We start from the raw sequence: 20,882 nt of genomic DNA, 5'->3' as shown, positions 1-20,882 counted from the left end.
ATGGAACAAGTATTCAAAGGTTTAGCTGGAGTGACGGTTGATACCTCTGCCATTTCCAAAGTAATGCCCGAAACCAACTCACTCACCTACCGGGGCTATGCTGTGGAGGAACTTTGTGAGTACCGTGACTTTTTAGATGTCGCTTATTTGCTAGTGCATGGCGAACTCCCCGATAAGACCCAAAAAGAAAAGTTCATGGCAGCAGAGCAAGCAAAGCGAGGACTTTCCAAGGAAGTGTTAAACTGCCTGCAGTCCTTGCCGACTCACGCCCATCCCATGGACAGTCTGCGAACGGGAATAAGTATATTCGGCTGTGAAGACGAACGAATCTGGGACAACAGCCACGATACCAATCTGGATAAATACCTGAGTCTTCTGGCCAATATCCCGTGTATGATCGCGGCGTCTTACCGGCACAAAATCGGTAAATTGTATATCAGGCCTGACCGCACCCTTAGTTTCTCTGAAAACTTTTTTCACATGTGTTTCGGTGAAGTACCGGCTCCGGAAGTGATCAAGGCTTTTGATGTTTCTTTGATTTTGTATGCCGAACATAGTTTCAATGCTTCCACCTTCACAGCCCGGGTGATCACCTCCACCACCTCTGATATTTACTCGGCCGTTACGGGGGCCATCGGTGCCCTGAAAGGTCCGCTGCATGGCGGTGCCAATGAAATGGTAATGCACATGCTCAAGGAAATTGACCAACCCGGGCAAGCCGAAGAATGGATGCTGACCGCTCTTCAAGAGAAACGGAAAATCATGGGTTTTGGTCACCGCGTTTACAAAAACGGAGACTCCAGAGTACCCACCATGAAAAAGTATGCCCGGAAAATGGCTGATTTTGTGGGTGAGAAAAAGTGGATTGAAATTTCTGATATCCTCGAAAAGGTCATGCTCAGAGAAAAAAACATTTACCCAAACCTGGATTTCCCAGCCGGGCCTGCCTATTATATGATGGGCTTTGAAATTGAGATGTTCACGCCCATTTTTGTGATGAGTCGCGTCGCTGGCTGGACGGCCAATATCCTGGAACAGAATGCGAACAATAAGCTTATCCGGCCGCTGAGTTCTTATAATGGAGTTCCGCAGAGGAAGGTACTTCCCTTCTAAAAAAATCCTGCCACGACTAAACTCAGGAGAATTCGGTCGTGGCAGGTTTATACTTCGGCAGTAGGAAGAAGGTTTGATTTTATTCCTCGTCCTTCATGGCCTTCCAGTTCTTCACGATGCCATCCAGAATTTCTTCTGTAACACCCCAAACTTTGCCCTCTACAGCCAGTGGCATGAAATCGTCAATGTATTTCTGACTGATCGTCTCATTGTCTCCGTACTGCTCACGAAGAGCATCCAGTGTAGTGTGCATCTCTTTGCGAATGTCGGCATAAGCCGGGTCATCATAATAATTATGCTGCTCGTTCGGATCCTTTTTGCGATCAATTAACTCCCAGTAATTCTGATCAAAATAGTAGTGGATCAGTTTATAATCCTTGGTAACGGCTGCATAATGACGATTTACATTATGCTCTGACGGATGCTCATAATAATGATAATACACCGCGTCTCTGTCCCAGTTCTCCAAATCTCCTGTCAATACCGGCATCATGCTTTTTCCTTGCATATCGGCTGGCTGCTCTACACCGGCTACATCCAGGAACGTTTCAGCGAAGTCAAGGTTCTGAACCAGTTCATCCGAAGTTGTTCCTGCTTTGATTCTGTTTGGCCATGAAACCAAAAGTGGAGTTTTAAAGCTTTCATCATAAATGAATCGCTTATCAAACCAGCCATGCTCGCCAAGGTAGAAACCCTGATCTGAGGTGTAAACAATAATGGTATTGTCCATCAGATCATTTTCTTCCAGGTAATCCAACACTCGGCCTACATTTTCGTCTACCGATTTGATGGTTCCCAGATAATCCTGCATATAAACCTGGTAACGCCAACGGGTAAGATCTTCCAATGTCATATTCGGGTAACGCTCTTTGAGGTCTTCACTTCTCTTTTTGTAGAAGGCGTCAAAATTAGCCTTTTGAGAGGAGTCCAGTCGGCCGTAGGCGTAATCAAAGCCTTGCTTATCAAACCCTATTTCATCAACTCCCATTTCATCCATAGTCTCCGGATAGATCTTCAGATCGCGGGCCCAGCCCATATTGCCACTAATATTCATTTCAGCTACTTTCGCCGCAGGCATTCCTTCATGATCATCAAAAAGCGTTTCTGGCTCGGGGAAAGTTTTATTCATATACTCTTCCATATGACGTTCAGCCATGTACCAAGAGCGGTGCGGAGCCTTGTGCAAATACATCAACATAAAAGGCTTTTCCGCCTCACGTTCATTGCTAAGCCAGTCTAGGGTCATGTCGGTGATGATATCAGTCACGTAACCATTGACTTTAATTTCACCTTCATTTTTGGTGATGAAATCAGGGTTATAATAAGAGCCTTGTCCAGGTAAAATTTTAAACTGGTCGAAGCCTTTGGGATTATTACCAAAATGCAGTTTACCAAACATGGCCGTCTGGTAGCCGGCTTCCTGAAGCAATTGCGGGAACGTCACATTCGTGGTATCAAACGGGTTGACATTATCCACTTTGCCGTTCAGGTGAGAGTGCTTACCAGTCAGAATGGTGGCCCTGGAAGGGGCACAAATGGAATTGGTCACACTGGCATTGGTAAATAACATGCCTCGCTCTGCAATGCGGTCAATGTTTGGAGTTTCAATCAACTTATTATCATAAGCTGAGATCGCCTGATAAGCATGATCGTCAGACATAATGAAAACGATATTCGGTCTTTCGCTTTTTTTATCGGACTCACAGGAAGTAGAAAGACCCAGGGCCAATAGAGAGAACAGGGCCAACATCCCTTTTTGCAAGGGTAATAAATTATTCATTCAGGTAAATAAGGTTAAAGAGTAAATGGTAATCGTGCCCAATTTACTGATTAATTAGGGAAACCTGAGTTGAAATTTTCGTAAGGAATGTCTGTCAATCAGGCACAACCGTAATAATGACCCTTTTATAACTCGTCAATTTCGGCTGTCCCGTATCAGAAACCTCCAGAACCATGTGAATGGTAGATGGTTTGGCTACTTGGGGAGCCGTAAATGTTAACGTCTCCTTTTCGGTTTGAATTAAAGGAACAAAACCCTTGTAAGTACCCGCCTCCTCAAACTGCCACCAGTGAGCCTTGGTTCTGGGGAAATTCTTTTTGGCCATTTCTTCAAAGGTCTCGCGGGTGCCTCCGTGCTGCTGATAAATGGGACCGTACTTCCGCCATAACTCATCAAAATCCAATGGATCTGGATCACTGAATTCACCTTCCAACGTGACAGTATGACCAGATTTTACAGTTATGTTTTGCTCTCCTTTGATATTGACAACCGGTGCGTGATTGGCTTTTGAAAACTCATCTGTTTCACACCATTTCAGTCGGGCCTGATAATCGCTGTTAACATGTTCCACCCATCGCGTATACGAACCTTTATTGGCATCACGATACACATTTTTAAAGCCATCCACTTTATAAAATAGACCTCCCCAACCTCCAAAAGTGGGATCTTCAAAAGACCGAAGGCCGTTAGGTATGGAATAAAAGAAAGAGGGGGAATCGCCTTCGCTGATGTATGTCTGTGGGTAAAGTTTACCCAAATGCCCTTTGCCGTTTGTCAGATTTTCCGTTACAAAAGCCGTGGAATTGTTCTGACTACCGTAATCCCAGGTTCCGCTGAAATGGTAAGAAATGAGCATGGTGACCTCCGGGTGAAATTGCTCAATATAAGACCCCGCCCCATCCTGATACCAGATATTATACATGACCGCCTTTTTAACTGCTTTTTCATACTGATCGGGGTATACCCGCTTTAGCTTTTCAAAAGCTTTGGCAGCTGTATTTCCACCACCCCAGGCCTGAATGAAGACCGGGCCGGGTTTAGAGTCCAACAAAACTTCTACAATCTTATCCGACCCCGGTGTATCTGGCCATTGAGATGGGTCAATCTGCGGTTTCATTCCGGGAACACGCATTGGTGACCGGTTGTCAACAACAATGTGTGAAGAATCCTCATCACCAACATAGCATAAAGCCCGGAGCTCGGCCGCTGTTGGGTAATTTTTGGCATGTTTAGTTAGGTTCGGGTAGTCTTTTTCGTAGGCATCCAGCTGATTTTCAAGCCAGGGTTCCACGCTGTGACCGTTTCTTTGATACACCGAGTTTGATTCAATGATGGCTTCAATATCAAATTCATTGGCATACAATAAGAACCGAATCATGGAGCTTTGGTCGTCTACTTCGCCGTCTGTCATGACAATGATTCTGGGTCTGGCTTCCTGAGAAAAGCATTCCCGGCCAAGTACTATTCCGACGAGTAAAAAAAGGTACTTCATGTTATTCTAATTTAATTTTTCATTCCAGCACTAATTAATGCCTCTATTTGCGGTAAAATTTGAATTTCCAGCTTATCCCCTCGCTGTTTAAATGTTTTCAGCTCCTTCAACCATTCTTCGCTCTGTTCTCTGGACGAATTGGATTTCAATGATTTTAGTCCAATTTCCGTAACCTTTGACAAACGATCTGCATAAATAGCAAACTCTTTAGGATTAGGGGCTTTTGTGATCAGTTGAGTTATTTTAGAAGATGCCAAATTCCATTCTTCTAGCTGATTTAATAGACGTACTTTTACCAAATCATCTCTGTTTTGAAGATATTCTTCCACGTTTGTCTTAAAAACCCAGGCTTCTTTATAATCGCAGGCCACAAGATCTTCTATGGCCACGAGTGGCACACTTTGGTATTTTTTGCTTTCAGCCGCTACAAACTGAGAAAGCAATCTTCCATAACCTCTTGCAGGAGCCAGTGCCGTTAAGACCTTCAAAGCTGCCGAGATATCTTGTCCGTTTGCCAATGCAGATAACATTCTCTCAGAATTCAATTTGTGATTAAGGCCATTTTCTTCCAATTTATCTTCCAGAATGAATAGCCTGCGATACATCTCATCAACATCATTGACAGACTCCGGAGACCACAGACGCTCAGCCACAGCGGCTGTTCTGGGCCAGGCTCTGGTTTCAAAACCATTTTCATCTACCAGCTCAGACCATAGAGCGGCCTCGCCACCTAAGATATTCGGGTGCACTTCCTTTGGGATATTGGGGTTGTTATAATGTGCCTTTGCCTCCAGAAAATAATCCAGGTAAAATCCCTTTGAAATCAAAACCTTGTTTCCTTTTTGGGCTATTTCCATGGCATTTGGTCTGTTGGCACCTATGGCTCCCCATTGTTGTACGATAACCTCTTTTGATAAATCAGCATTATAAAGCTCTTCCCAGCCAATGGTTGTTTTATGGTGCTTGCTCAAAATTTCATGCATTCTTTCCACAAAATAGGCCTGAAGTTCTTCAGCATTTTCAAAGCCTTTTTGTTTCATAAAGGCAGCTATTTTCGGATTTTCAAGCCAGGCAAGTCCGTTATTTTCATCAGCACCAATATGCATGTACGGCGAAGGAAACAAGGAGCTCATTTCTTCAATAAACTGATCCAAAAATTTAAATGTGGATTCTTTGCTGGGGTCTAAAGTGGGTAAGGCCGATTTCATAATCACCTGCATGGCTTCCTGCATGGAAGCTCCTTCTTTTACTTTATACCGATGGCCGGGTTCATAAGGACCGGGAGCACTGGCCAGCTCTGGGTAGCCCGCAAACCAACTTGTGCTGTGCCCGGGCAGGTCAAATTCAGGATAGACCATTATTCCTCTTTCTTTGGCATAGGTCACCAGATCTTTAATCTCTTCCTGTGTATAGAATTGCCCTTTTGATCCTTTTTCATGAAGTTTAGGAAACACTTTTGATTCTACCCTAAACCCTTCATCATCGGTGAGGTGAAGATGTAACACATTAAGCTTTACCACCGCCATAGCATCGATATTTCTTTTCAGAATATCCATTGGGATAAAATGACGGGAAACATCGAGCATCATACCTCGCCATCCAAAACGAGGAGAATCTTTGATTTCGACGGCAGGAAAGTAAAAGCCTACGGAATCTGTTGCTACTAATTGAAGCAGTGATTCTAAACCAAAGAGGGCTCCGGATGTAGTAGGAGCAGAAAGATGTACACCGTTGTCCGTGATACTTAATTGATACGATTCATCAAGTCCAATTCCCGGTTCTACCTTCTGATCAACCTTAATTTGAAGTGATGAAGACGAAAGAGACTGATTTAATTCAATTTTCTCCTGCTTAAAATAAGCAAGCGTATTACGGTTAATCCTTTGCAAAAAGCGATTTGCAGCTTCCTCTAAAATATCATCATCTTTTTGTCCGGTCAGATTAACGGTAAATTCTGAGGTAATCCTGAATTGACCGGCGTTAATTTCAACACTTTTTGGCCAGGGCATCAATGTCAAATTTGCTGACGATTGCTGTGCAGAAACTTTACAAAAAGCAAGTAGAGAGAAAATCAAAAAGTACTTTTTCATCAGATAGCTATTTAACAATTACCCGCACTCGATCCAAATTCTGAATCTTCGCAAAATGAGAATCTGGATTCCCGTTTCTATTTGCTTTTACTCGAACAGTCACGAAATAGGTTCCGGATTTATCAAAGACGTGGCTTTTCTTAATAACCAGCTTTTCTTTAAATTTCTTAAGGATTCTTGTCTCTGGATAATAATTTTCGTTTGCGTCAAAATCCCAATCTATCTGAACAATCTTGCCCATACCAGCTGGTACCTCTACCACGGCTTGAAGTTTTACTTTTTCTCCGGCTTTGACCTCTACCTTTTTCATTCCACCTACCGTAAGTGAAACAGTCTGCTGAATTCCCTTACGTTCTTGAGCCAACTTTGGCGTAATTACCTGACCATCCACGATTTCATACTGAGTACTTGCGGCAGGACTTATGCCTTTTTCTACCCAAGAAGAGAGATCTCTCAAAGCCTGATGCAATACCCCAATATAACCCACAGCCCGGGTAGGGTCACCCAATTGATCTTGCTGGTCTCCATGCAAGGCGTGCTCTGTATACCAAAGCCTGAAATTTTTATCGGCTTTATCGCCTAAATGTTCCTTTACCCTCGATCTGTACCAGTCGCACTGCCATGGAAAAGCCTCCCTGTCCATTAAAGAGCCAAGAAGAATCATTTTGCCTTCAAACTTCCCCGTAGGCAAAGAACCGGCAGCTCCCATAGTAAACATAGGCCCAAGTAACATGGGTCTTTGCGGATAAATAGGTTTTCCATCTTTATCTCTGAATTGATCCCAAACTTTATATTCAGGCCCAGGCACCTGATGTCTGTGGTACGACTGAACCGCCAGAAAATTTGAATTATCTACTCTTACTTCATCCCCGGGTTTAATTTTTGCCAAAATCTCTGCAGAATTGGTAGGAGCCAGCACCACTTTATTGCCAGTAATGGTTTCTACCTGTAGTCTTTGACCCTTGGCTTCACCACTATTGATGAATAAATCGCCGCCCAAAAAATCTATTTCAGGTAACAGATCAGTTATTTCAAAAGCAACGGGCACTCCGGCTCCACTACCGCCGGCAGCTTTCCAGGCCAAATCCGCACTGCCACGATCTGCATCAGAAATTGGCTGCTTTATTCCAAGTTGCACCGCTTCATCAATGGCTATTGGCTTCAGTAATTTAGAATCTTTCTGTAATCGAGCACCTTCAAAATATTCAGGATGATCATAACCAAGATAACCTGGCTTGTTCCAGAAATCCTGTGTGAAATAGGCGTTATCTGCCATTACTACGCCATTATACAACACAAGGAAACCATGAATACCCATGTTTTTGTAATCGTACCAGGAGTTAGGTGGAAAACCCATTTTCGTCACTTCCTCTAAAGCCGTTTTTTCCTGATCAGTAAGACCTGCATACATATCTCCACTTCCACCCGCATCCATGGCGTCATTGATCTGATCAAATTTATCTTTGAGAACTCTCATGGCCTGCATTCTGGCCGTAAACACATTGGGAATGGCCATGGGAGAACCCAATACAAAAGGTACTACACCGTCCCAAACACCTTTTGTGTTTTCAAAACCACCAATGGTCCGATACGCACCTCCACTACCTCCAAAAGCATAACCGTAAGGTCTGCCACCTCCAAAAATTTCCTGTGCCACTATTCTTGAAAACTGTGCAGAAGCCGCATTGGCCCGGTAGGCACCAATCGTTGCGTCATTCGCCATCGGATTTGAAAAATCAGTAGGCCCTCCTCCATTAGTCTCTATAAAGTATGCTCCGCTTTCATTGGCAAAGCCGATTGAATTCAGTTCTCCTGTTCCAAATTGTGCAAGATTTTCGTTGTCCGGGAAGGGTGTAACGTATTGAAAAAATCTTCCCTCATATTGTTCCTTTGAGGGGAAATAGAAAGAAAACCGTGTACCTGTACCCTCAAAACCACCATGAACGTAACGATGGGGTGACGGTATGGACCGCTGTTCGTCTATGTCTATATAGGGCTTGGTTAAAAGAGGGTCTGTTGTAGAAAATTGCTCTGACAAACGCTTGCTCATGCTAAGCAAACTATTTTGAGCATAAACAGATGAACTTTCGAGAGCCAATACTACGGCCGCAAGTCCAAACAATTTCTGAGTAAAAAATTTCATTGATCTCATTATACTATCGGTTTTCTTATTCTTCATCTGTTTTATCCCATCCGGTCATATACAATGGAACTATGTCAAACATTTTATCCATTGAGCCGGGAGTCTTGTCTGTCCATTGGGTATGGATGATAGCTTCTGATGACTTCATGACAAATCTTTCAATGAAGGAGTCAATTTCAGGGAAATTGTATTGAAGCGGCTTTAAGGCCACTATATGGTCAGCTCCTACTTCTTCAAATAGCCAATGTGCCCAACCAGCTTGTTCAAATTGACGATGCAAATAAAGTGAGCCGGCGAAAAGCGTATTATCTACTTTCTTTGAATCAAAACTTACCAATTGATCTAAAGAGCCATGCATGAGCAGCATAGGGCAAGGCTTTCTTTTCCAGTTAAGGGTATCTTCCTGGACTATTACATTACCGGCGTGAGAAATCACTCCGGCATAATTAAAATCTGCAGGAAGACCAGAAGCTACAGAATTTTCAGAGCAGATAGCATACTCAGCAGTAAGACAGGCAATTGCCCCAGCACTTCCACCTGAAATCATGATTTTCTGTGTATCAATATTCCACTCTTCGGCTTTCGATAAAATGAATTTTGTGACATCCAATAAATCTTCAGTACCCATGGAAACAGCATTGTTTATAGCTGTCATGTCTGGCTGTTGATTTCCGGCAAGACCCAATCTGTAATTGATGGAGATGGAAACAAAGCCTTGTTCGGCAAAGTGCTTATTGTATTTAATTTGAAGGGCATTTTTGCTGCTCCCCATGGCAAATCCCCCGCCATGCACGTAAATCATGACTGGTCTTTTGTGGTCAGCAGGAACAGAGGAGACGTATTTATCCAGCTTCAGCTCAAGTCCTTCTTCAGATTTATAGACCAAAGTTTCTTTTTGAATAGTTTTCTGAGCAAAGGTTTGATTTAGTGTCAGCCCTTGTAAAGTCAGAAATAAGAGATATATACTTCTTTTCATTGCTAAATAAATGTCATTTTTCAATGACAAATTTAAACAATATTTTATTGTATACTTTAATATACATTATAAATTATTTTAAAATATAATTACCTTTGACGTGTCATCTAAAAAGAGCTTTTTTTGCAGTAAACCCATATAAACAGGCCATTTTGGAAAACAGTAAATTTATTAACCAGGTCAGCATCGACTGCGTCATTTTTGGATTTGAAGAAAACGAGCTAAAGGTGCTTATCCCAAAAATTAATTTTTCGGGTGATTTCTATGCCTTGCCAAGTGGTTTCATTTATCAGGAAGAAGACATTGAAAATGCAGCTAAACGGATTTTAGAAGAGAGAACTGGTCTGAAAGAAATTTACATGGAGCAGTTTAAAGTTTTTGGCAAAGCCAACCGCAAGAGGCAGGAATTCATGGATGAGCTGATTTCCAAAAATTACATTGACAATATTGAAGAAGTTAAAAAGAACCCCGGTTATGCCTGGTTTACCAATCGATTCATTTCCATTGGCTACTATGCCCTTGTGAATATTAAAGATGTAAAACCGCGACTTTCTGCTATTGACCAGTCATTTCAGTGGTATAATATCGATCAAGCTCCAGAGCTTATCATGGATCATCCTGAAGTTCTCAAAGAAGCTTTAAAAGCACTAAGGGAGGATATTGACACCAAGTTCAATGTTTTTCATCTGCTTCCCGAAAAGTTTACCATGAGAGAGGTGCAAGATGCCTACGAAACCATTTTTGAAAAAGAATTTGTCAGAACCAACTTCCAGAAAAAAATCCTCTCCATGGATGTGCTCGAGCGGTTGGAAAAGAAATTTACGGGAGCCAAAAATAAGGCTCCGTATTTATATCGTTTGAAATCTGAATAGCTATTTCAGTGATACCTTATTCTCACCGGATGTCATTCGGACACTTTTGTGGTTCCAAAGAAATTCTCCTGTAACCCCTTGGGGTAAGCTTAAAATTGCCTGCCCTTTATCCAGATCGTAATCGACTGAAATCATTCCTTTGGGATGTGGCATTTTCCCGGCAATCTTTTTCAAGTCACCCAAATGTGGTTCAAAGACAATTTTTTCAAAGCCGGGAGCTCCACTCTTTATCCCGAGAATTGTTCTGTAAAATTCAATATTCGGGCTGGCCCCCCAGGCATGGCAGTCTGATCGGGTAGTGTTGGCATCCGTATCTTCTCCCCAGGTGGTGAGCCCGATATCCATATGACTTCTCCAGATATCAAGCCATGCCAGGTATTCATTTCCAAAGCCGGCTTTAGTAAGGGCCAGATGAACATAATATTTGAAATAAATAGAAGCCTGCTCCAGCAACTCCTCGTTTTTGAGTTTCATTGCCAGGTCAGCAGTCAGGTTCTGATCAATTAGACCAGACAGAATGGCCATAGCATTGGCATGTTGAGAAAATATATCTTTCTCGGGTGTATCAGCAATCAGCCCCTTTTCCTGGTCCCAATACTTTGATACAATCATCTTTTTCAGGTCGTCTGCCCTTCTTTCATAGAGCTGACTCAATTCCTGCAAGCCGATTTGCTTCTCCAAATCAGCAGCATACTGATAGGCCAGCAATAGCTGCAAATCCAACACCGAAGAACTTCCATCTTTTCCTAAAGGAGGCATACCACGTTTCCAGTGATCAGCCCAGTCTACGAAAAACCAGTTTGGCAGATTTTTTACAGAGCCATCCACATCTCTGTATTGCTCAAAATAAGACAAAACTTCTCGCGTGCCCCCAAGTTTTTGCTTCACAAATTGCAGGTCATCACCATAATAGAGATAATCATGCAGCATGCCAATGTACCAAAGTGAGAAGGTGGGAATAATCTGTGAATTTTCTGTTGGATACCGGCTGCGGGTAAGTCCATCTATCATTCGGGAGCGATCCATCAGGTCAAGGGCATTTCTGACGAGTCGCTGGTCACCCGTCGTATAAAGTGTTACCATTCCCTGAATTCGTGTATCTCCGATGTATTGCAACTGCTCGTAGTATGGGCAGTCCATATAGGTTTCATTGGCACAAAGACGAGCTGTTCGCCAACCGATCTTTAACATTTCGTGCATTTCCTGATTGTCAATCGTCAACTCATCTTTTCGCTCAAACGGGTAACCGGTAAACGTGCTATAAATGTCATGAATCGTTAAAGGTGAATTCTCTGTTTTAACTTTAAGCTCAATATACCTGAAGGTGCGGTAAGCCAATGTTGTAAACTCCTGATTTAATTGCCCGTTAGAGATAAGAACATCCCGACGGCCCACCATTTTTTTGCCGTCTGTCTCGTTTCGATTCCCTTTATTGTTTCCCTGATAAAGGGCTTCAGCATACATCAGGTCTATCCTTGCATTATTTCCTCCGCTGAAATGTAACGAAGGGTAAGCGTTGGTCAAAAAAGACTGATCAATGAGCAAACGAGCTTCCGTATTTGCCGGAATCACAAGTGTTCCGTTTTTCTTCGGGAATCCATCGGGAACTGGCACACCGGAAGACTCAGCAATTCGTTCAAAACGTTGAGGAGTAAGCTCCATTTGAGGGATGTAAGATGGAATTAACCGCCAGGAGTTCCCACCGTCTAAACCAACCGTAAACTTTGGAATTCCGGGGTTTCCCAAGCGGGCTGAAGACCAATCTTCATCATTAAAACCGTTCTTTTCCCATCCTTGTAGATGAGAGCTCATCATAATTTTTTCCCCCGGGCCAGCCACATAGTAGCCTTTGGCAGTGGAGGTTTCGAAAGGGCCATTTCTATTCCAATGATTAACCAGAACAGGTTCATAGCTCAAATCCTGAATGCATTTCCAGCTTTTATCAGTGTTCACTGCAGATGAATTTTCGGAAGAGCCCTGAATGATCAAACCCGTTTCATGGCTAATCTGAAATTCCGGCTTATAATCTGCTTCATTCCAGACCTTTACAGACACAAGGTTCGACCCTTCTTGCAGATAAGCTGCTAAATCAAGGATATCAAAATTCCAGTTGAACAAATCACTTTTGGCCGGACCCGTGCCCACCCACTGACCATTCACAAACAATTTGTAACGATTATCAGCTGAAATAAAAACCGGAAAACTTTCGGGTTTTTCATTGAGCACAAAGGACTTTCTGAAGATATAAACCCCATAGGCCGAATTGTCGGTTTCAGGTACTGAAATCCATTTGGCCGGCCAGGCTTTTTGTAAGAATTCAGCAGGTATTTGCTGACCCCTGATGTTCGTAAAAAAGAAAAGGAAGAACACAGAAAAGAGACTGGTTCTCCGGGTCAATGTATATTTAAGCATAAGGTTTCAATAGGGTAATACGAAGCAAGTTAGACATAATACTGAAAAAAGAGGTCGAAGTTCGACCTCTTGAAATTCATCATCCGGCTTCTACTGATTTAACAAAGAACCCATCTTTTTTCGGATAAAATTGGCTGCATATTTCGGTGCCAAACGGTAGAGTTTGTCAAGAAATCCGGCGTCTGGCCCCACAGTAACTCTGAACTGATTTTCCTCCATCCCTTTGATAATGATTTCAGCCGCCTTTTGAGCTGGCAATGCTTTAAACTTTGAATTCTCAGCCTGCTCAGCAGAGGGTGCTTTCAAACCTGAATTTTCGGAAATATTGGTTTGGATCGCCCCAGGAAAAACCACGGTTACTTTGACATTGGTCTTGGCCAGTTCTGAATACAAACCTTCAGTCAATAACTTAATTGCCGCCTTGGAAGCTCCATAAATTGTTTGCCCGGGAACGGGTAAAAAGCCACCCATACTGGAAATGTTGACAAGATGACCTTCAGGTCTTTTCAACAAATGAGGAAGAAACGCTTTTATAAAATAAACAGGACCGTAAAAATTGACATTCATCACCCGTTCTATATCCGATAACTCCAGCTCATTCACCATAATGAATTTCTGAATAATGCCAGCATTATTGATCAGGCCATCGACCTGACCAAAATGACCGATCACTTCTGCTGGCAAAGCATCCACTTTCTCCTTATTGGTGATATCCAGCACAAAACCTTTAAAACGGGAGTCATCCACACCGCCAAGCCTTTGTGTCTCAGCCAACGCATCGGGGTGAATATCAACACCTGCTACATTTGCTCCTTTTTTCAACAAGAGAAGGGCCATTTCGCGGCCCATTCCGCTTCCGGCACCAGTAAGTAAAATGGTCTTTTGGTTTACTATCATCCGTTTTTAAATTTTATCGATGGTCACAAATAGGACACTTCTGGCTGGCAAACTCATAGCACCTCCCTTCACTTTCTGACCTTTTAATTCGGGTACTTCGATACCATTGACAAGGTTTAGTTCTGTACCGTTCAGTTTGACCTTTTTGGTTAATAATTCCTCTGCGGTCAATAGGTATTTTTTGCCTCTGCCCGGCAAATTAACCGTAGCCTCTTCTTCTGTAGTATTAAGAATGAGCAGCGTTCTGCCGTTCTCATTTCCCTTTATATTATGAACAAACATATCAACGCCCAGGCTAAGAGTACCGGCATCATAAACTTCGGTGCCCATCAATTCTCCCCACAATAAAGCGGCCCAATAATTAGGACGAGGCTCATGGGTATCGTGTTCAAGCAAAGCATATTCACTTCTGGCGAGTGTATTATGCATCACACTTTGAACACCCATTTTAGCAAGTCGGCCGAGCTGCTCCAGATACCTGAAAACATCAACATATGTCGCCGCTAAAGGGTCTCCGCCGCAGGCTGCTTCAGCCGTTTCATTAAGCCAGATGGGTGCTCCAGGGGTATATTCATCTCTGGACTCAAGGTAAAAACGAAGACCTTTTTCGGTCTTGCTGAGCCAGTCTTCAGTCAGAACACTTTCCGGGGTTTGATTACCTCCGCAGCGTTTTGAAACACCTCCGTAATAGTGATAGGTGAAAACCTCAAACGGTTTCTCCGGCAATTTTGACATAAGCTCATCCGTTGGCAGGTCGAACTCAATTCCTGCTGAATTGCCTGTGGTCAATACCCCACCTTCTCCCACAGCTCCCGGACCTGAGATTTCCATCTCAGGATAATATGACTTAACAAACTTTGAGAAAGTATTAAAATCCCGGGCATACCAGCTTGCATTATATCCTTTGGGTGCACTCCCATGGCTTGCCAGAGTTGGTTCATTAAACATTTCGGCTGAAGTAATTTCCCCATCAATTGATTTTGTATAATCAATCAAAGCCTTCACCTGATCTGTCTTGTAGCTCCCATCGGCATTATGCATCCCATCACTTATTGGAAATGAAGTGACCAGCTTGCCATCCACAGCTTTTACATAATCAATAACACCTTTCCACTGAGCTCGTGTCAAAATGTTATTAAATCCTTCCGGAGCACTCTGCATTACTGGTTCATCATTATTCTGAAAATAGACGTCATTGGCCCAGGTACCACTCACTCTCACATAGGCAGGACCCAGAGCTTTCGCCAGATTTCTTAACTTTTGTTCATACAAATTGATCGGCTCAATTTTCCATTTCAGGGCAGCAAAACCGGTTTTTCCAGAGTGCTTCATGACAGAATCAAGCAGATGATAAGGCACCCAAAAGTCTCCTCCTATCACCTCACACATTTCAATATTATAGGATTGATACCGCTCATCTACTGAACCAATATGAGGCATGGTTTTGAGATCAATGGATTGCGAAAAAGCACTCTGAAGTGCAAAAAACAGAAGGCCTGAAAGAGCAACTTTGAATTTCATCTTTTTAGAATTTACCGTTAGGGTTTATTTCGCCACTCTTCGAGCTTTGGCATCGAACATATCCATCAGACTGCCTGAAAGCTTATTGTCGTCCACTTTTTCAAGCATTACACTCACATCATAACCCTGAGCAGAGAAGAAAATTTCTATAGAACTTTCCTCTTCGTTAATGTCTGTAATCATGATTTCGTCTCCTTCCTGACCCATAGGTGTTAAATTCCCGATAAGGGTGTCGTCATTTCTGCTTAATGACATCAGCATCTTCGCATCTCCGTTTGGTGTACCAATAAACTCAAGCTCCCAGTCGCCGGCAAAAAAATCCTCTGCCTCTTTGATACGCTCTGCTTCTGCATTAAACATATCCGACAAATCACCCTCCAAATGATCTTCATCCACCTTTTTTAAGTTCAGAACGAGATCATAGCCCTGAGCAAAAAAGTCAATGGCAATACTGGTCTCAGTTTCCTCCACATCACGGATTTGAATGGGCTCAGACTCCGTGGTGCTGGTCAATGTCCCGGTCAACATATCACCTTCGCGGTACAAATCAGCAATGATCTCAATATCTCCCTGAGGGGTATCATGTACGTTTACAGTCCATTCACCAACGAAGAAATCAAGCTCGATTATTCGCTCGGCTTTGGCATCAAACATATCCATCATAGATCCCTCCAGATGGTCATCATCTACCTTTTTTAAACTTAAAACTAAGTCATAGCCCTGTGCAAAAAAGGCGATATCGATGGCATCCTGCTTTTCCTCAATTTCTGTAATCGTGATTAAGCTTTCAGCAGCATCAGTTTCTAAAGTACCTGTGAGTTCACCGTCTACTCTTTTCAGGTCAGCTGTGATGTTGACATCTCCCTGAGGTGTACCGAAAACATTAATATTCCATTTACCGGCAAAGAAGTCATCTGAATCATCTGAAATCTGGCCAATGGCCGATAGCGATAGACAAAAAAGAAGGAAGGTTGTTATTTTTTTCATTTCAAATAGGTTAAAGTGTTTATAACTAGTCAGAATTGGTAAAGCAATATAAATAAGATTACTCACACTTTCTGAACACCTCAAACTTAAACAGAATTCTATTGTCTACAAAGTAGACAATAGAATTTGGCCTTTTTACTACCTGTTTTGGTCAACAAACTAACAGCAAATAGCTAAATCTGTAGAAACACTATTCTCTCCCGTTTGTATATTGCCAGATAACTGACCGATTTTCATTCCTAACCTTAATCATCAACTCGTCATGTCAGAGAAGTCAACAAGAAGAAATTTTCTCCAAAAAATAGGAGCTACCACCTTGGTATCAGCCGCCACTCCGCTTGCCTCTTTGGCTGCTGCCCATAAAGCGGAGGAACGCATGCTCTTCTATGAGCGTAAAATAAGCTCAGCAGATAAAATACGGGTGGGTGTAATTGGTTATGGAGTTCAGGGTCATATTGACCTCAATACAGCTCTCAAAGTTCCCGGAGTGGAGCTGGCCGGCATTTGCGATCTTTACACAGGCCGAATTCAAAACGCTCTGGAAACCCACGGTAAGGATCTTTTTGTTACCCGAAATTACAAAGACCTTCTTGACAGATCAGATATCGACGCTGTCATTATCGCCACTACCGACATCTGGCACTATCAAATGATATTAGATGCTTTGGCCAAAGGCAAACATGTATATGTTGAAAAGCCAATGGTGTATAAAATTGGTCAGGGTAAAGCAGTTATTGATGCCCAGAACAAATCAGGCAAAGTTCTTATGGTAGGGAGTCAGCGGGTAAGTAGTATTGGTTATGCCAAAGCAAAAGAACTTTTGGCCGCAGGCGAAATCGGGAATCTGAATATGGTCAATGCTGTGTATGACCGTCAAAGTTCCATCGGAGCCTGGGAGTATACGATCCCAAAAGACGCAAGTCCTGAAACGCTGGACTGGGAAACCTTCATTGAAGCCACTAATAAACTGGCCTATGACCCGAAAAAGTTTTTCTGGTGGAGAGCCTTCAAAGAAGTCGGTACGGGTGTAGCCGGCGACCTTTTTATTCACCTCCTAAGTGGAACTCATTTTATCACCAATTCACTGGGTCCAGAAAGCATCTACAGTACAGGTCAATTAAGCTATTGGAAAGACGGCCGAAACCTGCCTGATGTGATGTCCGGCGTAATGCAATATCCTGACTCTCCAGAGCACCCTTCATTTCAGATGACCCTACAGGTGAACTTTGTTAGTGGTACCGGAGGACAACACGCCTTAAAATTTGTGGGATCTGAGGGTGTTATTGATATACAGGGAAACAACCTGAAGGTTACCCACAGTATTATGCCTGAAGCTCCGGGCTTTGGTGGCTATGATTCCGTTTTCACCTTCTCTGAAAAACTACAAAAAGAAATGCAGGCCGAGTACGATGCAAAATGGACAGAAGCCCAGAAAAGGCGTCCGGAGAAAGAAGATATCGTATTCAAAGTACCGCAAGGTTACAGCGATCACCTTGATCACTTCACAAACTTCTTTGACGCCGTAAGAACAGGAGGCAAAGTCGTGGAAGATGCAACTTTTGGTTTCAGGGCTGCGGCTCCGTCACTGTCCTGCAATGAGAGTTATCTTCAAAAGAAAATCATTCATTGGGACCCTGTGAAAATGAAATTAAAATCCTGACTTCAATAGGGAGTATAGTGAGAGGCAGCCTTCGCAAAAGGCTGCCTCTTTTTTTGACCTTACCTTACTGTATCACTACAGAACCGGAGGAGCACTATCATGATATTTTAAAACATAAAGTCAAATATTACAGTCAAATCCTGTTTTCTTAGTATTATTGTCTCCTCGTAAGACATTAACCTATGATCACAAGAAGAAATTTTATAAAAACAGCTGGTTTGGCTACTGCCGCAGCATTAACACCTATGGATCAAGTTCTGGCCATGCTGAAGAAAGAAAATAAATTGGGAATTCAGCTTTTTTCAATTCCAAAATTATTGTCTGAAGACTTCCTTGGCGGCATAAAACTATTACAGTCTTTAGGATATAAAGAGCTCGAACTCTATGGCCCTTTCCCTTTCAGTGCTGAGAGTAATCTGAAGAGTTGGGCTGAAGCAGGTAAAATGCTTGGATTCTCCGGTTCCGGATATTTCGGTAGAACAGCCAAAGAAGTTAAAAAGGTATTGGACGACCACGGTTTAAGTACTCCCGGAACGCATACCGATTTAGACACACTCGAGAACCATATGGATAAGCTTGGTGAAGCTTCGGCCATTATGGGACATCAATACGTTACACTTCCGGCTATTCCGGATGATCGAAGAAAAACATTAGACGATTATAAGCGAATGGCTGAGACCTTTAATAAGATTGGAGCTTCAGCCAAGGAAAACGGGGTTAAATTTGGTTATCATAATCATGGGTATGGAATCAAACCATGGGAAAATGACATAGTGCCACTCGAAATATTACTGGAAGGCACAGACCCTGATCTGGTCTTTTTTGAAATGGATATTTTCTGGACAACCTGTGGTGGTGCAGACCCAATTGAGTATCTGACCAAATACCCGAACCGTTACAAAATGCTTCATTTGAAAGATATGACGGAGAAAAAAGAATTTGCCGGTGACGGTGGAGGAATGAATGAATGGTTAGGGATGTTCCCGCTCATGGCTTCTGCCGGCGATGGAGTACTTGACCTTGTCGGTATTGTCAATAAAGCGAAAGAGGTCGGCGTTGAACATTTCTTTGTAGAACAGGATATGGTAGCCAACCCGGAAGTTGCTCTTGACCGGAGTGCAAAGTTTTTAAACCCTAAATTATAACCTGTGCGGAGATGCCTGCTTCGGTGGGCTTCTCCCCTTTTCACTTATTTGCCATTGTCAGGGCCTTCCTTTTAAAAGGCAACCAAGGTGACTCTATTCTCAAGAAAACATATTGATTTCCTTCTTCATGAGGTTTCAGACCTTCCGGAATTACTGAAGGAAGAGTACTTTTCAGGCCATGACCGGGAAACTGCCGACATGGTACTCGATACCGCCTTTGAGATTGCTCAAAAAGAAATTGAACCCCATTTTGTTGATTCAGACCAGAAAGAGGCCAATTACGAAAATGGCGAAGTAAAGGTACATCCCGGAGTACATGGCTTTGTCAAAAGTCAGGCTGAGAGCGGGTTGCTTTCTGCAACTTTTCCGGAAGAAGTTGGAGGCTCTCAACTTCCGGAATCTGTGGCCGGTGCCGCTGCTTTTATTGAACTTTGCCACAGCAACAGTTTCCCCATGTACACCGACCTCCTCTCGGGCTGTGTGAAACTGATCAATTCTTTCGGAACCACTGAACAAAAGGAAACCTATATTTCGAAAATGCTTACCGCCAATTGGATGGGCACCATGTGCCTTACTGAACCACAGGCCGGAAGCTCACTGGCAGAAATCAACACTAAGGCCACTCCTCAAAACGATGGCACTTACAAAATAGACGGACAGAAAATCTTTATTTCAGCGGGTGACCATGACATTACCGAGAATATCATTCATCTCGTACTAGCCCGAATTGATGGAGCTCCGGCCGGGGCAAAGGGCATTTCGCTATTCATTGTTCCCAAGAACAACCCGAAGAACTGTTCTGAATCAAACGATGTAAAAACGATCGGGCTTTTTCATAAAATGGGACAGAAAGCCACTCCGGCTGTGCATCTCGCTTTTGGGGCTGAGGGCAAATGCACGGGCTATCTTTTGGGAAAACCCAATCAGGGCCTTCCCCAAATGTTCAAAATGATGAATTCGTCGAGGTTGGGAGTTGGTCTTACCGGGTTGGCTCTTTCTTCAGCTGCTTATTATACTTCAAATCAATACGCTCATGAGCGTAAGCAGGGGCGTATACCGGGTGGGAACGAGAATGTGCTGATTGCAGAGCACCCTGATGTGAAGCGAATGTTGCTAAAGCAAAAAGCCATTCATGAGGGAGGACTGGCTCTGTTTATTCAGGTTTACAGTTACCTCGACTGGCAAAAAGCCGGCAAAGAGATAGAGAAATATGCAGCTCTTACAGAACTCCTCACTCCCGTCTGTAAATTTTACGGCTCTGATCAGGGTTACCACTCTGTTAACGAAGGACTTCAGGTACTCGGTGGTTATGGATATACCTCTGATTTTCCTCTGGAACAAATGGCTCGTGATGTTCGCATTTTAAGCATTTATGAAGGAACCAACGGTATTCAGGCTCAGGCTGTACTTGGCCGACAGGTGCAGGTTAACGGTGGAGCCCCTTTTCAGTTATTGCGGGCAGAAATTGAGAAAACACTTAGTCATTTAAATGACTCCTGTCTTTTCAAAAGAGATTTTGAGACGTCTTTTAAGAAACTCCAACAGGTAACCTCCACTTTGCTGAGCAAACAAAACCCAACAGAGCTCTTGGCTGATGCCACACTCTATACTGAATTTCTCAGCCTCATTTGTGTCGGCTGGCAATGGCTTAAAATGAGTCTGGCCACTGAACAAATGGATACGGAATTCAACGAGTCATTTAAGCAAACCATAGGTTATTTCTTCAGGTACGAGTTCACGAAGTGCTTATATTTGAGCGAAATTCTTCTAAAAGAGAACAAAATCACAGTTTAA

General features: G+C 43.0%; 14 protein-coding genes. 5 read left to right on the top strand and 9 right to left on the bottom strand.

Going from position 1 to position 20,882, the window contains the following annotated elements; translation table 11 throughout:
* Positions 1 to 1,113: a bifunctional 2-methylcitrate synthase/citrate synthase gene (locus tag AFM12_RS18470; RefSeq protein ID WP_055151594.1), complete on the top strand. Its 1,113-nt coding sequence runs from the start codon at positions 1 to 3 to the stop codon at positions 1,111 to 1,113.
* A gap of 79 nt (positions 1,114 to 1,192) precedes the next feature.
* Here AFM12_RS18470 and AFM12_RS18465 read toward each other — a convergent pair whose 3' ends face one another.
* The 5 genes from AFM12_RS18465 to AFM12_RS18445 all read right to left on the bottom strand — a co-directional run bounded on the left by AFM12_RS18465 (position 1,193) and on the right by AFM12_RS18445 (position 9,594).
* Positions 1,193 to 2,893, bottom strand: coding sequence for a sulfatase family protein (locus tag AFM12_RS18465; RefSeq protein WP_055151592.1), 1,701 nt, complete (start codon positions 2,891 to 2,893; stop codon positions 1,193 to 1,195).
* 94 nt (positions 2,894 to 2,987) lie between these two features.
* Positions 2,988 to 4,385 (bottom strand): DUF1593 domain-containing protein, encoded by a 1,398-nt coding sequence (locus tag AFM12_RS18460; protein WP_055151590.1) that lies wholly within the window; start codon positions 4,383 to 4,385, stop codon positions 2,988 to 2,990.
* Positions 4,386 to 4,396: 11 nt separating this feature from the next.
* On the bottom strand, positions 4,397 to 6,475 hold the full coding sequence (locus AFM12_RS18455; protein WP_131458484.1) for a beta-N-acetylhexosaminidase: 2,079 nt from the start codon (positions 6,473 to 6,475) through the stop codon (positions 4,397 to 4,399).
* A 7-nt stretch (positions 6,476 to 6,482) separates the two neighbouring features.
* Entirely contained in the window at positions 6,483 to 8,627 is a 2,145-nt protein-coding gene (locus tag AFM12_RS18450; protein ID WP_216598524.1) for a PKD domain-containing protein, read from the bottom strand.
* A gap of 16 nt (positions 8,628 to 8,643) precedes the next feature.
* Positions 8,644 to 9,594, bottom strand: coding sequence for an alpha/beta hydrolase (locus tag AFM12_RS18445; protein WP_055151585.1), 951 nt, complete (start codon positions 9,592 to 9,594; stop codon positions 8,644 to 8,646).
* Positions 9,595 to 9,746: 152 nt separating this feature from the next.
* Between AFM12_RS18445 and AFM12_RS18440 the strand changes: the two genes are divergently transcribed.
* The gene (locus AFM12_RS18440; RefSeq protein WP_229308532.1) at positions 9,747 to 10,466 is read left to right on the top strand and encodes an NUDIX hydrolase; all 720 of its coding nucleotides are present in this window, start codon (positions 9,747 to 9,749) and stop codon (positions 10,464 to 10,466) included.
* On the opposite strand, the gene AFM12_RS18435 is transcribed toward AFM12_RS18440, so the two are convergent.
* The 4 genes from AFM12_RS18435 to AFM12_RS19880 all read right to left on the bottom strand — a co-directional run bounded on the left by AFM12_RS18435 (position 10,467) and on the right by AFM12_RS19880 (position 16,283).
* Positions 10,467 to 12,878: an alpha-L-rhamnosidase-related protein gene (locus tag AFM12_RS18435; protein ID WP_055151582.1), complete on the bottom strand. Its 2,412-nt coding sequence runs from the start codon at positions 12,876 to 12,878 to the stop codon at positions 10,467 to 10,469.
* 90 nt (positions 12,879 to 12,968) lie between these two features.
* Positions 12,969 to 13,775 (bottom strand): SDR family NAD(P)-dependent oxidoreductase, encoded by an 807-nt coding sequence (locus AFM12_RS18430; RefSeq protein ID WP_055151579.1) that lies wholly within the window; start codon positions 13,773 to 13,775, stop codon positions 12,969 to 12,971.
* A gap of 6 nt (positions 13,776 to 13,781) precedes the next feature.
* The gene (locus tag AFM12_RS18425; RefSeq protein WP_055151576.1) at positions 13,782 to 15,296 is read right to left on the bottom strand and encodes a hypothetical protein; all 1,515 of its coding nucleotides are present in this window, start codon (positions 15,294 to 15,296) and stop codon (positions 13,782 to 13,784) included.
* A 24-nt stretch (positions 15,297 to 15,320) separates the two neighbouring features.
* On the bottom strand, positions 15,321 to 16,283 hold the full coding sequence (locus AFM12_RS19880; RefSeq protein ID WP_174721313.1) for a hypothetical protein: 963 nt from the start codon (positions 16,281 to 16,283) through the stop codon (positions 15,321 to 15,323).
* A gap of 262 nt (positions 16,284 to 16,545) precedes the next feature.
* Here AFM12_RS19880 and AFM12_RS18415 point away from each other — a divergent pair, with 262 nt between their 5' ends.
* The 3 genes from AFM12_RS18415 (at position 16,546) to AFM12_RS18405 (ending at position 20,882) form a co-directional block, all read left to right on the top strand.
* Positions 16,546 to 17,943: a Gfo/Idh/MocA family protein gene (locus AFM12_RS18415; protein WP_055151573.1), complete on the top strand. Its 1,398-nt coding sequence runs from the start codon at positions 16,546 to 16,548 to the stop codon at positions 17,941 to 17,943.
* A gap of 182 nt (positions 17,944 to 18,125) precedes the next feature.
* Complete coding sequence (locus tag AFM12_RS18410) at positions 18,126 to 19,088, top strand: sugar phosphate isomerase/epimerase family protein (protein WP_055151570.1); 963 nt, start codon at positions 18,126 to 18,128, stop codon at positions 19,086 to 19,088.
* A gap of 87 nt (positions 19,089 to 19,175) precedes the next feature.
* Positions 19,176 to 20,882, top strand: coding sequence for an acyl-CoA dehydrogenase family protein (locus tag AFM12_RS18405; RefSeq protein ID WP_055151567.1), 1,707 nt, complete (start codon positions 19,176 to 19,178; stop codon positions 20,880 to 20,882).

It is taken from the genome of Jiulongibacter sediminis (assembly GCF_001306455.1).
GTDB lineage: Bacteria > Bacteroidota > Bacteroidia > Cytophagales > Spirosomataceae > Jiulongibacter > Jiulongibacter sediminis.
This window is presented reverse-complemented; position numbering and strand designations above follow the sequence as displayed.